At 62.2% G+C, this 16,183-nt stretch carries 11 protein-coding genes; 6 read left to right on the forward strand and 5 right to left on the reverse strand.

Features of this window, described 5'->3' with window-relative positions; genetic code table 11:
- Positions 1–17 precede the first annotated feature (17 nt).
- Positions 18–953, forward strand: a complete 936-nt coding sequence (locus tag JKL48_RS13310) for a T9SS type A sorting domain-containing protein (protein WP_201983224.1) — start codon at positions 18–20, stop codon at positions 951–953.
- Between the two features lie 162 nt (positions 954–1,115).
- Here JKL48_RS13310 and JKL48_RS13315 read toward each other — a convergent pair whose 3' ends face one another.
- On the reverse strand, positions 1,116–2,231 hold the full coding sequence (locus JKL48_RS13315; RefSeq protein ID WP_201983227.1) for a mandelate racemase/muconate lactonizing enzyme family protein: 1,116 nt from the start codon (positions 2,229–2,231) through the stop codon (positions 1,116–1,118).
- 521 nt (positions 2,232–2,752) lie between these two features.
- Between JKL48_RS13315 and JKL48_RS13320 the strand changes: the two genes are divergently transcribed.
- Complete coding sequence (locus JKL48_RS13320) at positions 2,753–3,688, forward strand: T9SS type A sorting domain-containing protein (protein WP_201983229.1); 936 nt, start codon at positions 2,753–2,755, stop codon at positions 3,686–3,688.
- Positions 3,689–3,738: 50 nt separating this feature from the next.
- On the opposite strand, the gene JKL48_RS13325 is transcribed toward JKL48_RS13320, so the two are convergent.
- From JKL48_RS13325 to JKL48_RS13335, 3 genes are all read right to left on the reverse strand, one after another.
- On the reverse strand, positions 3,739–4,377 hold the full coding sequence (locus JKL48_RS13325; RefSeq protein WP_201983232.1) for an outer membrane beta-barrel protein: 639 nt from the start codon (positions 4,375–4,377) through the stop codon (positions 3,739–3,741).
- Positions 4,378–4,756: 379 nt separating this feature from the next.
- On the reverse strand, positions 4,757–5,410 hold the full coding sequence (locus JKL48_RS13330) for a hypothetical protein (RefSeq protein ID WP_201983234.1): 654 nt from the start codon (positions 5,408–5,410) through the stop codon (positions 4,757–4,759).
- 15 nt (positions 5,411–5,425) lie between these two features.
- Positions 5,426–7,888 (reverse strand): glycoside hydrolase family 31 protein, encoded by a 2,463-nt coding sequence (locus JKL48_RS13335; protein WP_201983237.1) that lies wholly within the window; start codon positions 7,886–7,888, stop codon positions 5,426–5,428.
- A 225-nt stretch (positions 7,889–8,113) separates the two neighbouring features.
- Here JKL48_RS13335 and JKL48_RS13340 point away from each other — a divergent pair, with 225 nt between their 5' ends.
- From JKL48_RS13340 to JKL48_RS13355, 4 genes are all read left to right on the forward strand, one after another.
- Positions 8,114–9,535 (forward strand): glycosyltransferase family 4 protein, encoded by a 1,422-nt coding sequence (locus tag JKL48_RS13340; protein WP_201983238.1) that lies wholly within the window; start codon positions 8,114–8,116, stop codon positions 9,533–9,535.
- A gap of 170 nt (positions 9,536–9,705) precedes the next feature.
- Positions 9,706–10,176 carry a YdeI/OmpD-associated family protein gene (locus JKL48_RS13345; RefSeq protein ID WP_201983240.1) on the forward strand — a complete coding sequence of 157 codons (471 nt, stop codon included), beginning with the start codon at positions 9,706–9,708 and terminating at the stop codon, positions 10,174–10,176.
- Positions 10,177–10,274: 98 nt separating this feature from the next.
- Positions 10,275–12,902, forward strand: coding sequence for a T9SS type A sorting domain-containing protein (locus JKL48_RS13350; RefSeq protein ID WP_201983242.1), 2,628 nt, complete (start codon positions 10,275–10,277; stop codon positions 12,900–12,902).
- Between the two features lie 127 nt (positions 12,903–13,029).
- Positions 13,030–14,916 (forward strand): alpha-amylase family glycosyl hydrolase, encoded by a 1,887-nt coding sequence (locus JKL48_RS13355; protein WP_201983244.1) that lies wholly within the window; start codon positions 13,030–13,032, stop codon positions 14,914–14,916.
- Between the two features lie 8 nt (positions 14,917–14,924).
- On the opposite strand, the gene JKL48_RS13360 is transcribed toward JKL48_RS13355, so the two are convergent.
- Positions 14,925–16,145: a T9SS type A sorting domain-containing protein gene (locus tag JKL48_RS13360; RefSeq protein WP_201983247.1), complete on the reverse strand. Its 1,221-nt coding sequence runs from the start codon at positions 16,143–16,145 to the stop codon at positions 14,925–14,927.
- Positions 16,146–16,183 lie beyond the last annotated feature (38 nt).

The following is a 16,183-nucleotide window of genomic DNA, read 5'->3' on the forward strand; positions in this document are numbered from 1 at the left end:
CGGCCCTTCCCTGCTTTATGAAAACACCCGTACACCTTCTGCTGAGCCTGCTGGCCTGCGCCGACCTGTTCCTGACAGCCCCGGCCCGCGCCCAAACGTTCACCAACAGCAACCTCGACACCTGGGCCGTTCGCAATGGCGTGGACGCCCCCGCCAACTGGCAAACCACCGACGACGTGGCCGCCTATTTCATCGGGGCCCGCTTCCCGACCAATGCCGTGGTGAAAACCACCGTGGTCCACGGCGGCACCTACGCGGCCCAACTGCAAACGCAGCTGTTGCTGGGGCTGGGGCAGATTCCCGGCGCTATTACGCTGGGCACCAGTCTGCAAGGCATTGCCCTGCCGCTGGGCAGCAGCTTGCCCAGCGGCATCCCGTTCACGACGCGCCCCGCCAACCTCCAGTTTTACTACCAGCTCAGCGGCCCGCAGGCCGTAGCCGACTCGGCCGCCATGGCCGTGAAGCTCATGCGCCGCGTCAATGGCGTGGCCACGGTGGTGGCGCAGGCCCGCTACTACGTGCGGGCCCTGGCCTCGACCTACACGCTGGCGTCGGTGCCGCTGCAATATTCCTCCGCGCTGACGCCTGATTCGGTTTCGCTGGTGTTTTTGTCGGGCACGGCGCGGGCCATCACCGTGGGCACGGTGTTTCGGGTCGACGATGTTTCCTTCACCGGAACCGCCACCGCCACCCGCGACGCCGCCCAAAATGCCGCCCTGAGCGTGGCCCCCAACCCCAGCGCCGACGGCCGCTACCTGCTCAGCAGCACCGAGCCCGCTCTGCTGGCCGCGCCCCTCACCGTGCTTGATGCCACCGGCCGCACCGTGCGCCGCGAGTTGGCGCCAGCGCCTGCTCTCAGCCGTACGCTGGATTTGAACGACCTCCCCGCCGGCCTCTACACTCTGCTGCTGACCACGCCCAACGGCACGGTTTCGCGCCGGCTGGTGCGGTAATATGGATAGTTTCAGAAACCCAAAACGTCATGCTGAGCAGACCGTCATGCTGAGCTTGTCGAAGCATCTCTACCGCGAAGAGTAATCATTTACTATTGCGGTAGAGATGCTTCGACAAGCTCAGCATGACGGTCTGCTGTACTGCCGCAACACATCCTAATCCTAAAAATGCGCCTGTTCTGCCTGACGCAGCCAAGCTTCATCGATGGTGGCGCCCAGGCCGGGCGTGGCGGGTACCTCCACTACACCACCGGGCCGGTAGCGGATGCCGCCCAGCACGGGGTCTTCGGTGAACATGAGCGGGGTGTCGAAATCGCAATGGTGAATGGCATCATTAGAGAGGGCCAGGTGGGCGGCGGCCGTCATGCCGAGGCGCGATTCCAGGAAGCCGCCCACTTGCAGAGTCAGGCCGGCGGCTTCGCCCAGCCGGGCAATTTTTTGGGCCCGATGGAAGCCCGATGACTTGCCCAGCTTGATGTTGAGTAGCTGGCAGGCTTGCAGCTGAATGAGGCGGGCGGCGTCGTGCTCGTCGCCGCAGCTTTCATCGGCCATGATGGGGATGGGCGAAGCGGCCGACACCCGGCTCAGCTCCATGAAGTGCTGGCGCAGAATCGGTTCTTCGCAATGCTCGATGTTGAATTCGGCCAGGGCTTGCAGCACGGCAATGGCGTTGTCGGCCGTTTGCCAGCCCTGGTTGGCATCGATGCGCAAATGGTGCGCGAGCCCAATGCCTTCCCGAATGGCCCGGATTCGGGCCACATCCTCCTCCAACGTCCCGCCCAGCTTCACCTTGATGGCGGGAAAGCCCTCCTGTTGAAAACGCACGGCATCGGCCTGCATTTTGGCGGGCGGGCCGAGGCTCACGGTCATGTCGGTGGTGAGGACTTTGCGGTTATTCCCGCCTAGAAATTCGTAGATGGGCAAGCCGGCGTGCTGGGCTGCAATGTCGTGCAAGGCCACGTCAAAGGCACTTTTGATGCTGCTGTTGCCGTAGATAATACGGTCCATCAGGGCCAGGTTGCCGGGCAGGTCCAGCGCGTCGCGGCCTTTGAGGGCGGGCGCGAAATATTGGCCCACGATGAAGCAGGTGTCCACGCTTTCGCCGTTGATGGTGAGGAAGGGGCTGCATTCGCCGTAGCCGGTGTGGCCGTCGGTGGTGCGAATAACCACCACCACGTTCTGCACCGCCAGCAGCGGCCCGAGGGAAATGACGAAGGGCTCGCGCAGCGGCACAAGCAGCTTGTAGAGGCTAATGGCCTGGATGGTGGTGCCGGGCATACGGGTAAACGGTCAGAGCAAAAATTACCGCCCCAAAGTAGCGCGGACTTTGCAGTCCGCGTCGCCGGCGGCCAGTTGAAGGACCGGATTAGAGCGGTTTCGGAGTCGGTGTACCGTAGCGCGAACTTTGCAGTTCGCGTCCCCGCGCCGTCTTATCGAAGCGACTGGCGCGGGGATGCGAACTACAAAGTTCGCGATACTTCCAGCGCCTGGATGCCGACTCCGAAACCGCTGTGGGAAGTCAGCCTCCCCGGGCCGACGCCCCAGGCGTCCGACCGGTTGCCGCTAGAACGACTCCCAAACGACCGTCGACCGACAACCGGTTGGACGCCAGGGCGTCGGCCCGGCAAACGATACGCTTCCTAAACAGCTTCGAAAAGAGAATCACAAGTGGGAAATAAGGCCGTGAAACCCCGAATTGGTCTGCTACTACCGGGTATCCGTCGAGTGCAGTCGTGGAATGGTGCGCCAGGGCAAATTTTTGCCAGCACAATACCTTTTACCACTCACTCACTTTCACTATGAAAACCCTTACCCGCTTCACGCTGGCCCTGGCGGCCAGCCTCCTCAGCCTCGGCGCTACGCAGGGCCAGGCCGTGGCCAATCTCGACCTTGAAACCTGGGCCACCCGCACCACTTCCGTGAGCGGTGGCGTGGAAGCCCCCGCCAACTGGCTCACCGACGACGACTTTTCGGCCGAATACAGCGGCCAGCCCCAAAACGGCAGCTACAACACCCTCGTCAAAACCACCGACGCCAACTCCGGCTCCTACGCCGCCAAGCTCATCACCGATGCCAGCGGCTACGCCAGCTACTTCGTGCTGGGCACCCGCGTGGCCACGGCCTCGCCGAACTCCTACGGCGGCGTGCCGTTTACGAGCCGGCCCGCGCAGCTGCAGTTTTACTACAAGCTGGCCGGCGCCAGCGCCGTGGCCGACTCGGCCTACGTGCTGCTGGAGCTGACCCGCACCGTGAACGGGGCCTCGCAGACGGTGGGCTTCGTGTCGCAGTACCTCACCAGCACGGCCACCAGCTACACGCTGGCCTCGTTCCCCATCACCTACAACTCGGCCACGACCGCCGCGCCCGATTCGGCCCACCTGGTTTTCGTATCGGGCACGGCCGCCAACATCACCACGGGCACCACGGTGTACATCGACGACATTAACCTGGGCAACGCCGTCACCGCCACCCGCAACCCGGCGCTGAATGCCGCTCTCAGCGTAGCCCCCAACCCCAGCCCAAACGGCGTGTTCACCCTCAGCAGCACCGAGCCGGCCCTGCTGGGCGCCCCCTACACCGTGACCGACGCCCTGGGCCGCGTGGTGGCGCAAGGCGCTTCAGTCGCTGCCACGGCCACGCGCCAGTTGGAGCTACCCACGGTGCCCGCTGGCCTCTACACCCTGCAGCTGCGCACTGCCCAGGGCATCGTGACGCGCAAGCTGGTGGTGCAATAGTTAGGACGTTACTTTTTTTGCAACGGCTGTCCATTGGGTGGCCGTTGTTTTTAACCTTCTTTTTTCAGGTTGAAGGCGTAGCGCAGCCCGATGCCGGCCCCAGGCTGCACTACCCAGCGGTAATCTTCGCGGGGGTTCAAGTACCAGTTGTTGGTGAGGTCGGCGGCCAGCTCCAGGTGCGGCGTCAGGTTGAAACCCAGCCCCAGGCCGCCGGTGAGGTACCAGTTGGCGGCCTGCAAATCCTGCTGAAACTGATTCTGCGCCTGGTTGGAGAGGGAATACGACTCCTGATGGAAGCGGTGGAGCAACAACGTAGGGCCCAGCAGCGCATCCAGATGCAGCCGGTGTGTGGGCCGACGAGCTAGCCGAAAGCGAAGTAGCACCGGGACTGCTGCATTGAAATACTGCCGACGCTCGATGTACTCAATCAGCTGGCCATTCTGGCCAATGCTGGTTAAATCCGTCTGTTGCTGCTGATGGCGCTGCTGAAACCCCGCCTGCACGGCCACATGCGGCGTGAACTGATAGCCCCAATACCCATACCCTGGCCTGATAATGCCCTCCTGGGCCGTATAGACTGAAGTGGTGCGGAAAGCTTGAAAACCGGCGTGGAGCCCGACATACCATCGATAGCGCGGTGGCGAGTCAGCCTGGACGACCTCCTGCGCCCAGCCGGGCAGACTCAACATTCCAAGCAGTACGCCTGGCAGCATCCGTCCAATACCAAACATCAAAAGCGCAGCCGGGGAAAAGACAGCCAGTCATATCATCGTTGGTCGAAGCTCTTTATTGTGCCAAGCTCTTGGGTTTCTGCCCTCCTCGCTGACCAGTAAGACGCCGAAGCCGCCCGAGGCCACAGTCGCCAACTCCTCCACACCGAGCTTCTGTACAGCGGGGAATGCCCCGTGTATGTCAGCACCGACGCCCGCCAGCACCCTGCGTGGTGACGGACACGCCCGCCCCGCCCGCCGCCCCGGGGCCGCCCCTGGCGCAGCGGCCGGGTGGGCGGGAACGAAACAGGGCACCCCGTGAGGTACCCTGTTTTGGTTTAACTATGGCTGTTAGAATTCAGTGTTTTATAGGTACTAGCTTGCCTGTTGAATCTTCCGCAACAGGAAACACTCTTCCAGTTGAATCATACAGATGAGGGCCATTTAATATTTTAAGAGTCTTTACTGTGCACCCCTGTTCAATAAGAGCTTGAAAATTATCCACACATCTAAGCGGAACCATGTAGTAGGTTCCAATATCAGAAGCACCTGAAGAGCAATTACGAAAGACGGCGAAACGAGCATCGTTTCGACTGATACCCCAGCCTCTGTCTCCTCTACATCCAAACATCCAAATAGGCATTGGCTGTTCATTCCAAGGTATAAAATCAGTGTATGACACTACTTCCCGGCCACGGACAAAAAGCAACCTCCTGAATCCGTCTGGCACCGCCCCTTCATACCATTCGAACCCTATTTTACTGTTGATTTCGGCATTATCTGGTACTGAACCGCCTCTAAAGAAATAAACTGAATCCCATTCAAAGTCAGTCAGGTCACTTAAATTAAGCACCCGATAACCATGAGTCATGGTACGCACAGGTTCCATTTGCTGGCGCATCTTTTCCAAGAGCTCATCATTACTTCCTGTGCATCCAACTAGCAGCATTGATGCAATGACAAGGGCGGCAGTAACCCAAAGGCAAGAGGTTATTCTCATCAGCGGCACCATAATTAGGATTCAGTTCTATTCCTTTTCCCCCGCCCCACTCGCCACCACGTTCACGCGCACCTCGCCGAAGCCGACGGGCACCACGAGGCTGGGCAGGGTGAGGCCCGTTTCCAGCGTGGCATCCGTCACGTTAGCAGCTTGGCCGTCGGCTTGCGCGGCGAGGGCGCCGGCCACACCGTGCAGCACCACGCGGTAGGTGGCGTAGCTGGGCGCGTAGTCGCCTTCGATGGCCTGGGTGAGTACGAGGCCCTCGGCGGAGCCGGTGACGGTGAAGCGGCGCACGGTTTTGTGGCCTTCGAAGTAGGCGTAGCCTTCGCCGCCGTCGTCGTAGAGGACGCTCTCGGCGGTGCCGTTTTTGTAGTACACGTGCAGGGTGAGCTCGGTGACGGGGGTTTCGCCCACGTACTGCATCACCGGCTGCATGGGCACCACCGCGCCGGCCTTGATGAAGAGCGGAATGCGGGTGAGGTCGGCGGCGGCCCAGACTTCGCTGCCGCCGGCCTGGGGCGTGTCGGTCCAGTAGTAGAACCAATCGCCGCGGGGCAGGTACATCCAGCGGCCATCGGCGCCGGGCGTGGTGATGGGGCAGACAAGCAGGTGGTCGCCGAGGCCGAATTCGGCCATGCGCAGGTAGGTTTCGGTGTCGTTCTGGTCGAGGAAGGTGAGCGGGCGCAGCATGGGCGTGCCCTTAGTGGCGTACTGCCAGAAGGCGGTGTACACGTAGGGCAGCAGGCGGTAGCGCAACTCGATGAAGGAGCGGGCCAAATCGGTCACCTCGTCGCCGAAGCTCCAGGGCTCCTGGTCGCCGTGGTCGCCGGATGAGTGGGTGCGGAAGAACGGGTGGAAGGCCCCCAGGGCAATCCAGCGGGCGTAGAGCTCGCCGGTGGGCGTGTCGATGAAGCCGCCGATATCGGAGCCGATGAAGCTGAAGCCCGAGATGCTCAGGCGCTGGCACTGGATGTTGGCCAGCCAGAGGTGCTCCCAGCTGGCGATGTTGTCGCCGGTCCAGCCCGAGGAGTAGCGCTGGCCGCCGCTGTAGGTGCTGCGCGTGATGGTGAAGGGCCGGTTGGGGTAGCTGAACTTCTTCACGCCGTCGTTGGTGGCGCGGGCCATCTGCATGCCGTAGATGTTGTGGGCCTTCTGGTGCGAGGCCCAGTGGCCGTCGTACTCGAAGCGCACATCGGGCGGGAAAGTGCCTTTTTCGAATACCGCCGGCTCGTTCATGTCGTTCCACACGCCCTTCACGCCGATGTCCTGAATCAATTCCTGAAACAGCCCGGCCCACCACTCGCGCACCCGCGGCGCGGTGAAATCGGGGAAGTTGCAGAGGCCGGGCCACACGGAGCCTTTCATCAGCGGGCCGTCGGCGCGGCGGCAGAAGTAGTCGTTGGCCACGCCCTCCTTGTACACCGAATATTCGGGGTCAATCTTGATGCCGGGGTCGATTATGACGATGGTTTTGAAGCCGTCGGCGGCCAGCTCCTGCACCATGCGCTTGGGCTCGGGGAAGTGCGACTTGCTCCAGGTGAAGCAGCGGTAGCCCTCCATGTAGTCGATGTCGAGGTAAAGCGCGTCGCAGGGAATCTGGCGGTCGCGCAGGCCGCTGGCAATTTCCTTCACGTTGCTCTCCGGGAAGTAGCTCCACTTGCACTGGTGGTAGCCCAGCGTCCAGAGCGGCGGCAGCTCGGGCGGGCAGGTGAGCAGGGTGTATTCCTGGGTCACCTCCATCAGGGTGGGGCCGTAGATAAAGTAGTAGTTCAGCTCGCCGCCCTGGGCCCAGAAGCTGGTCACGTCGGCGCGCTCGGCCGCGAAGTCGAAGCTGGCCTTGAAGGTGTTGTCGAAGAAGATGCCGTGCCCGATTTTCTGGTGCAGCACGTGGTAGAACGGGATGTTCTTATACAGCGGGTCGGAGCCCTTCACGTAGCCGTAGGTATCGGAGCCCCAGTTGGTGAAGCGCTTGCCGCGCAGGTTCATGTTGTCGGGCTTGTCGCCGAGGCCGTAGTAGTGCACGCCGGCGGGCACCTGCTTGCTCATCTTCACGATGTCGTTGCCGGTGTCGTAGTCGTACTCCCAGTGGAAGCCCTTTTCGTCGTCGCTCAGGATGGTGCCGGAGCGGTCCAACACGCGGGCCTTCAGGTTTTCCTTCTGAATAATGCAGATAAGCCGGGCCGTGGTGAGGCGGTAATGGTCGGGCTTCTCGCGGAATTCCACCAGCGCCGGGGCCATGCGCGTAGTAGCGTCGGCCGGCACGGCGTAGGAGAAATCGGGGTTCAGCGGGCCGTCGGTGAGGTAGCGGAAGCGGAGGATTTTATCGGAGAGGACGTGCAATAAGAGCCGCACACCGTTCTGGCACACGAAGAGGAAGCGACTGTCGCCCAGCTCTTCGACGCGCAGCACCTCGCCGGGAAATTGCTCCTGGTGGCTTTGGGCCGCCAGGTCGTTCACCATATAGTTATTTTCCTGAATTGTATTATCCATAAATTTTTGCTGAGCGGAAGGCAAAAGCGCTAAGGAAGCGAGCCAAAAAAGGCCAGAGAGGCCGGTTAATCGAAGGTTAAGTACGCAAGTTACTTTTTTAGCCCAGTCCCTCGCGAAATTTTCGATGAACATATGGCCCGGCTGGCGTAGCATTGGGAGTTAATTGGCCGAAGGCGCCGGGTGTGCCCGTTCATCGGCCCGTTTTGCCCTTTCCATTCCCCTGCCATGACCTCGCCCGAGTTTTCCGTACTGCTGCTAGCCTGGGATGACGCCGACCCTGGCGTGGCCGTACTCGGCGGGGCCGCCCTGCCTCCTACCCGCTCGCTGGTGTACCAATTGGCCGAACAGCATCCGGTACTGGCCTTCTACCCGCACCTGCCCACCCCCGAAACGCCGGCCGAAGCATCTCCGCGCGACGAGCCAACTTCGGCTCCTAACGATGCGCACGCGGCAGCCACCAGCCCTGTTGCACCGGATGCCCCCGACCAGCCCGGCGTGCGCCTATTGCCGGCCGCCACGCTTCCTCCGTCGGCAGCGAAACACCTTGGCGCAGCGCCCCGGTCCAGCATGATTGGCTTGTCGGAGCTGGAAACCAGCCGCGCCCCGCTGCCAGCCGACGGAGCTACGCTTCCCCTCGAAGGCGCACCGGTGCCCCCGCCCCAGCGCTGGGAGTTGCCGCCGCCAGCACTGCTCGGCCACAACCAATGGCCCGCAGGCGCCGAGCCCACCGCGCCCGATTACCACTGGCAGGCACCGGCCGAACCCTACGTAGGCGCGGGTGCGCTCAGCTCTTATCCGGCGCCCGTTGTTTACCCCGCCCCGCCGCCGGTCCCCGCTATAGTCCATGTCAGTCTGAAGGGAGCGCAAACGCCAACCACGCCGCCAGCGCAGGAGCCAGCTGCGCCGCCACTGAGCGAGCAGGAAACGGCTTCACCAGTTGGCGCCGTTGAGCTTCCTGCCAGTGAACCGACCGCCAGTCCGCCGCCCGCCACTGAGCCGCCGGCCACTGCCGACACCCACGACGCTAGCGCAACCGAACTGGCTACTATTCAGCATCCCGAGCTGCTTGATGAGCCCACGGAAGAAATAGGTCCCGCCGAAGCAAACGACATGTTTGCCCCCGAAGACGACATCGTGCCCGATGTGCTGCCGACAGCTGTTCCTGTTTCGCCCGCTGTTATTTCCGCTCCTGCACCAGCGCAACCGGCCGCAACGGTGGCTGCTGCCGTTGCTACACCGGCCCCGGTCGTGGTGCAACCTAAGTTAGATGGGCTGAATTTTCGGATGATTCAGTACGCCCGCCGGGCGGCGCAGTTGGCCCAGTCCCGGTCCGAATTTGGGGTGATTTATGCGCCCAACTGGCCGGCCTGGCTGGCGGCGCAGGAAATCCGCAACAGTTCGCGCATGCCGCTGGTGCTGTACGTGGCCAGTCTGGTGGCCGACTTCACCGTTCCCGCCGAGCGCGGCTGGCTGCAGGAAGTGGAGCGCATGACCCTGCGCCGCGCCCACGTCATTCTGGTGCCCGACGAGGCCATCCGGCGGCGCCTGCACCTACTCTACCCGGACACCACCGGAAAAACCCGCGTAGTGGCCGCCGACGACGAAGACACCGTGCAACGCGTGCTGGGCGAAGTCGCGCTTTACTAGCTTTTTTTGCACAACAATACAGAAGTACGTCATGCAGAGCGCAGCGAAGCATCTCGCATGTGGTAGTAACTCAATCAAAGATTACTATGGCACGCGAGATGCTTCGCTGCGCTCTGCATGACGTTCTTGTTCTGAATTATGACTAAGCAGCACCAGAAACCAACAGCCATATGCAGCCTGAACACGAATTTGAAGCCGTTTTAGAAGCCGGTGATGGGGACGGCGGGGTGTTCGTCGTGGTGCCTTTTTCGGTGCCCGAGGTGTACGGCACGCGCGGCCGGGTCCCCATCCAGGCTACTTTCGACGGCTACCCGTACCAGGGCAGCATCACGCCGCTCGGCGATGGCCACCACGCCCTGCTCATCCTCAAGCAAATCCGCAAAGCCATCGACAAAACCGTGGGTGACACGGTGCGCGTGACCCTGAGCCGCGACGTGACCGAGCGCAAAATGGAAGCCCCCGCCGACCTGGCCGAGCAGCTGGCCACCAACCCCAAAGCCGCTGCCTACTTCGCCAAGCTGGCCTACACCCACCAGCGCGAGTACATCAACTGGCTCAAGGGCGCCAAAAAGCCCGAAACCCGCACCCGCCGCCTGGGCGAAATCGTGGCCATGCTGGCTCAGGGCCGCAAGCGCGGCTGAGCCATACGATTGGGCTTGGAGTAGTTTTTGCAGGAAGATTAGGCGTTCAAAATAAGCGTTTTGGAGCCTGTTGATTTCCCGCTTTTACTACCGTCTGCATGAGAGTATTTATTACGCTGCTGATTCTGGGGCTCCTGTTTTGCCGGCCGGCTTACGCACAAGGCCCGAACGTTGACCCGTCGTTCATTAACACAGGGATTTACCGGCCCGGCGGGGTGGTGCAAGCGGTGCGCCAGCCCGATGGCAAAACGCTGCTGCTAGGCACCTTTAAGCGGGTGCTGCAGCAAGCTACCGGGACGCTGGTGCGGTTGATGCCCAACGGCACCCAGCTTGATACCGGGTTTCAGGCCAACGTGGCCGGTTTACAAGGGCCAGTCGACCACCTGGCCTTATTGCCCGACGGCAAGCTGCTGCTCTTTGATGACCGCAGCTTTGGTACGGTGGGCTCTTCCGAAACGCTGACGCTGGGCAGCGTGACGCGGCAAACGCTGCTACGGCTCAACGCCGACGGCACGCCCGATGCGTCCTTCAACGCGCAGTTCACCAACTCCATGACGCTGCAACAGGTGGTACCGCAGCCCGATGGCAAGCTGCTGCTACTAGGCTTTTTCACCCCCAACGCTGGGCAAACTGGCCCGGTACTGATTCGCCTCAATGCCGATGGCAGTCGCGACCTCGGCTTTCAGGCCCCGGTGTTTAGTATCAATGGCATTGGCACCTACCCCAAATCCATTGCCTTGCAGCCCGACGGCAAGGTGCTGGCAACGGGCAACTTCGATGCGGTGGACGGGCAGCCCCAACAGGCCGTGGCCCGACTGTGGCCCAGCGGCGCGCTCGATACCAGCTTCACGGCGGCCGTGCCCACCGATGTGAGCGGCCGTAGCGTGGCGGTGCAGCCCGATGGCAAGCTGTTGCTGCTATGCGACGGCGGGCTCCCCTCTTATCCATCCGTCCGGCGGCTGCTGGCGAACGGGGCGGTTGATTCAGGTTTTCAATACGTCGGCCCGTCGTTGTTCTTTATGCCCGGCTACGTGCTGCCGCCGGTGGTGCAGCCCGATGGCCGGTTTCTGGTGGCTACGGCCAACGCGTTTTACAACGGGGCTTTTCTGGGAAGGCTGCTCCGCTTCCTGCCCACCGGCACGCTCGACCCTGCCTTCAACAACGCCGGGGCGCTTACCGGCCAAATCAACCGCCCCACGGTATACCCTGGTTCGGTGCAGTTGCTGGCCACTGGCCAATTGCTGGTAGCAGCCGGCCGCACCAGTTCTGCTCTCCCGCGCTTTCCGCCCCTGGCCACGTTTCTGCCCGTAGGCTTGGCGGTGCTCAATGCCGATGGCAGCTACGATGCCACATTTGCGCCCCTGATTCAGGACCTGGGCATCGTGAACGACCTTGCCCTACAGCCCGATGGCAAAATTGTGCTGGGCGGCGACTTTTCGGAAATCAACGGCGTGGCCGTGCGCAACCTGGCCCGGCTGCAAGCCAATGGCCTGGTCGACCCTTCTTTTTCGGCCACGACCGATGGCGTGGTGAACACCCTCGCTTTGCAGACCGATGGCCAGGTGGTGGTGGGCGGCAGCTTCGACTTCCTGAGCGGCGTGGCCCTGCCCGGCCTGGGCCGGGTGCTGCCCACCGGCGCTCTCGACGCCGCCTTTGTACCCGCCCTCGCGGCCAATACGGCAAATGAGTCGTCAGAGGTACGGCGCTTGCTCGTGCGCTCCACGGGCGAGGTCATTATTAGCGGTACCCTCATTATTCAGCGCGGCAGCACCCCGGCGTACCTGACGCTTACCCAGCTGCAGGCCCTTACCGGCCAGGAAGATACCGGCTTTCAGTCTACTGCCTTGAACTCCATCAGCATCTCGCACATGCTGCTGCAACCCAGTGGCAAGCTGGTGCTGGCCGGCAATATTTCCAGTGGCCCGGCTTCTAATGCTCCCATGTGGCGGCTGCTGCCCAATGGAGCCTTGGATACGAGCTTTCCAATGCCCAATCTAATTGCCGATGTCGGGTTGACGCTGGCCCAGGATGGCGCGGGCCGGCTCTACCTTAGCAGTCAAGGCCGCGATGCGCCGGGCGCGGCAATTTTTTTCCGTAGCCTGACGCGGTACCTGGCCGATGGCCAACCCGACCCCACGTTTCAGGCCGTGCTGCCGGGGAGCGCGCCAACGGCAGTTGCCATTGCCGTGCAGCCCAATGGCCGGGTGCTACTCGGCGGGCAGTTGTCATCTAGTAGCAGCAGTTTCAATCCCAATCCGGAAGGCACCCTGCGCCTGCTGCCTACCGGTGCTGCTGACCCCAGCTACAATCCCGCCAGCGGCCCTGTAGGTACACCCGGCTACAGTGGCAATGTGAACCGCTTGCTTATTCAGCCCAACGGCGCCATTCTGGCCGCCGGCTATTTTTCGCAGGTGGGCACCCAGTCCATCAACGGCTTGGTGCGCCTGCTCGACGCCAACGTGCTGAGCGTGCGCGCCCAGCCCGCCACGCCGGCCACCGCCGCCTGGCCCGTGCCGGCCCGCGGCGTATTGCACCTGGCCCTGGAGGCCGCTGCCCGCCCGCAGCGGGTGGAACTGCTCGACGCCCTGGGCCGGCCCGTGCTAGCGCAGGCCGTGGCCCAACCGGACATGAGCCTGAACACGGCCTCCCTGCCACCGGGGGTGTACCTGCTGCGCGTGCAGTATGCGCAAGGCGGGGCCGTGCTGCGCCGTGTGGTACTCGAATAAGCCGGCACCGGAACAACATTTAGCGCCATCGGCCGCATCGAAAGTGGCCCCTACCTTTGAAGCCCCATCTCCTCATAAGGAGGCGGGGCTTTCACGTTCCGGTATCCCACCCAGCCACTTGCCTGCCATGAAAAAAGAATTTCTGCTGTCCGTTTTCTGCCTGCTAATGCCGGTACTGGCCGACGCCCAAACCACCAGCATCGACCGCGTGAACCCCACCAATTGGTGGGTGGGCATGAAAAACCCCAACGTGCAGCTGCTGTTGCATGGGCCGGGCGCGGGCACGCTGGCCTACACGGTCAGCTACCCCGGGGTGAAACTCGTGAAAAGTAGCACGGTCGAGAACCCCAACTACGCCTTTTTGGACCTTACCATCTCCCCAACGGCCAAGCCCGGCCGGGTGCCGCTGGTGGGCAAAAAAGGCAGTCAGACCGTGACGCAAACCTGGGAATTAAAAGCCCGCGACAACTCGCCCAAGGCTCAGGGCGTGACGGCCGCCGACTTCATCTACGTGGCCATGGTGGACCGCTTTGCCAATGGCGACCCGAGCAACGACAAGTTTGCCGACATGCGCGACCCGAGCATGGACCGCACCAACCCATTCCTGCGCCACGGCGGCGATTTGGCCGGCGTGGCGCAGCATTTTCCCTACATCAAAGACCTGGGCGCGACGGCCGTGTGGCTAACCCCGGTGACGGAAAACGACCAGCCGCTCACCAACGAGGGCGGCACCATGCGGGCCTCCTACCACGGTTTTGGCTTCACGGACCAGTATCAGATTGACCGGCGCTTCGGTGGCAACGCGGGCTACAAAAGCTACGTGCAGCAGGCCCACGCCGCCGGTCTGAAGGTGGTGCAGGATGCCGTGTACAACCACGTGGGCAACACGCACTGGATTTTGCAGGACCTGCCCATGAAAAGCTGGCTGCACCAGTGGTCCACCTACACCAACACCAGCTACAAGTACCAGCCCATCACCGACCCGCACGCCGCGCAGAGCGACCGCAAAGTCACCCTCGACGGCTGGTTTGTGCCCTTCCTGCCCGACCTCAATCAGCAGAACCCCTACGTGGCCAACTACCTGATTGAAAACGCCATCTGGAACGTGGAAAACTTCGGCATCGATGCCTACCGCATCGATACCTACCTGTATAACGACCAGCCGTTTATGAACCGCTGCAACGCGGCGCTGCTGGCCGAGTACCCGCGTATTCACATTTTCGGCGAGTCGGCGGTGACCAATGTGGTAGACCAGGCCTACTACACCCGCAACAAAATCGACTTTCCTTTTAAGTCGAATCAGCCCGGCGGACTCGATTTCGTGCTCGAAGGCGCCATGCTGGCCGCCTTGAAGGAAGTGGGCACGCCCGCCACCACCGGCTTCGACGGCGGCCCGCACCGCTTCTACCAGTCCCTGGCCCAGGACGTGGTGTACCAGGACCCCACCAAGCTCGTCACCTTCCTCGACAACTTTGACCACGACCGGTACCTGTCCGTCATCGGCGACGACTTCGACCGCTACAAAATGGGCCTGACCTGGCTGCTCACCACGCGCGGCATCCCGAGCATGTATTACGGCACCGAAATCCTCATGAAGAACTTCAAAGACCCCACCGATGCCGAGGTGCGCAAGGATTTCCCCGGCGGCTGGCCCGGCGACAAGGAGAACAAGTTCAACGCCGCCGGCCGCTCGGCCAAGGAAAACGAGGCCTTCGACTTCGTGAAAAAACTCGCTACCTACCGCCGCGACCAAAAGGTGCTGCACGATGGCAAGCTGATGCAATACCTGCCCGAAAACGGCCTCTACGTGTATTTCCGCTACGATGCCACCGGCACCGTGATGGTGGCCTCTAACACCACCGACAAGCCCGCCGCGCTGCCTACCGCCCGGTTTTCGGAGCGCATGACTGGTTTTACAAAGGCCCGCAATGCGCTGACGGGCGAAAGCCTGAGCAACCTTGCGACGCTGCAGCTGCCCGCCAAAACCGCCGTGGTACTGGAGCTGGGGAAGTAGCACACCAGCTACTCGCGTACAAGCCGGCAGGTAGCAGAATTTCCTTGCACGGTGTAGGCTCGCACCAAGTAGATACCTGCGGGCTTGGCCTGTAAATCGAGCTGCAGGCTGGTTGTACCGGCCGTTACATTTTGCGTCATCACCTGTCGGCCCATTACATCGAGCACTTCAACCGTGCGTATTTCACTGGAAAAGTCGAGCGTGCTAACTCCCGTAGTGCTCGGGTTGGGGTAGGCTTGCAACACCGGCGCGGCCGGCGCGACAGCGGTAGCCAGCACGGCCCCCACATTGGCTACCCACATATCGGCCAGCGTGGAGGAGTTGGCCGAGGCCGTGTTGCCGCCCCACACGTAAAGTTGGCTGTTGCGAACGGCCGCAGCAGCATTACGGCGCGGCGGCAGGTTCGAAGTGAAGGTGCGCAGCTGGCCGGTGCGGGTATTATAGGCCGCCAGGTAGCTTTGGTTGTTGAAATCTCCCACCAGCCACAGCCATTCGCCCTGCACCGTCACTGCTTGGTTGGAGACAGTGGTGGGCAACGTGCCCACGGCCTGCCAGGTGTTGGAGGCAATGTCATAGGCATCGACGCGGGCCGAGTTGATGACGCCATTGTAGCCGCCAATAGCGTAAACCTTGCCGTTGACAGCCGCGCCGCCATACACCACTTTGGCTTCCGGCATGGGTGCCAGCGTGGCCCACGTGTCGGTGGCCGCGTTGTAGGACCGTAGCTGGTTGGTGTAGCTGCCGCTGGCCAGCTGGCCGCCGTAGGTGTAAATGATGTTGCCCCAAACCGCAGCGGCCGCACTCACCGCCGGTACCGGGTTGGTGTACGAGGGGCCGATGCTGCCGCTGCTCGTCAATACGGTTTGCATGTTGGACACGGGGGTGCCAAGGGTGCTCGTGGCCCCGCTCAATATGTAGAGCAAGGCTTGGCCGCTGCCATTAGTGGCCGGCACCATGGTGGCCCAACGCTGCGACGCCAGAAAACTGACAGCCAGACCCGGTGTCCAAACATCAAGCGTTGGCTCGTAGCGATAAACGTCCTGATTAAACGAGGAAGCCGGACTGCCGCCACCCGCCATGTAAAAGGCCGAGGCATCCTGGCAGTAAGCCATGCCGTAGCGCCCGCCGCTGGGAAGTGCATTCAGCGGACTAAACGTGAGCGAGGTTTGGGCCGAAGCCGCGTGACCAACGACGAGCAAGAGGCTGCGGAGGAAGTATCTGTGTTTCATAAAAGAAGCGGGTATTTACATAGCAATTATACTATATA

Source organism: Hymenobacter rubidus (genome assembly GCF_016734815.1).
GTDB lineage: Bacteria > Bacteroidota > Bacteroidia > Cytophagales > Hymenobacteraceae > Hymenobacter > Hymenobacter rubidus.

Coding starts and splice junctions, on each gene's coding strand:
- JKL48_RS13350 (WP_201983242.1), top strand. CDS start 10,275: ATGAGAGTATTTATTACGCTGCTGATTCTGGGGCTCCTGTTTTGCCGG.
- JKL48_RS13330 (WP_201983234.1), bottom strand. CDS start 5,410: ATGGTGCCGCTGATGAGAATAACCTCTTGCCTTTGGGTTACTGCCGCC.
- JKL48_RS13325 (WP_201983232.1), bottom strand. CDS start 4,377: ATGTTGAGTCTGCCCGGCTGGGCGCAGGAGGTCGTCCAGGCTGACTCG.
- JKL48_RS13355 (WP_201983244.1), top strand. CDS start 13,030: ATGAAAAAAGAATTTCTGCTGTCCGTTTTCTGCCTGCTAATGCCGGTA.
- JKL48_RS13335 (WP_201983237.1), bottom strand. CDS start 7,888: ATGGATAATACAATTCAGGAAAATAACTATATGGTGAACGACCTGGCG.
- JKL48_RS13310 (WP_201983224.1), top strand. CDS start 18: ATGAAAACACCCGTACACCTTCTGCTGAGCCTGCTGGCCTGCGCCGAC.
- JKL48_RS13320 (WP_201983229.1), top strand. CDS start 2,753: ATGAAAACCCTTACCCGCTTCACGCTGGCCCTGGCGGCCAGCCTCCTC.
- JKL48_RS13315 (WP_201983227.1), bottom strand. CDS start 2,231: ATGCCCGGCACCACCATCCAGGCCATTAGCCTCTACAAGCTGCTTGTG.
- JKL48_RS13340 (WP_201983238.1), top strand. CDS start 8,114: ATGACCTCGCCCGAGTTTTCCGTACTGCTGCTAGCCTGGGATGACGCC.
- JKL48_RS13345 (WP_201983240.1), top strand. CDS start 9,706: ATGCAGCCTGAACACGAATTTGAAGCCGTTTTAGAAGCCGGTGATGGG.
- JKL48_RS13360 (WP_201983247.1), bottom strand. CDS start 16,145: ATGAAACACAGATACTTCCTCCGCAGCCTCTTGCTCGTCGTTGGTCAC.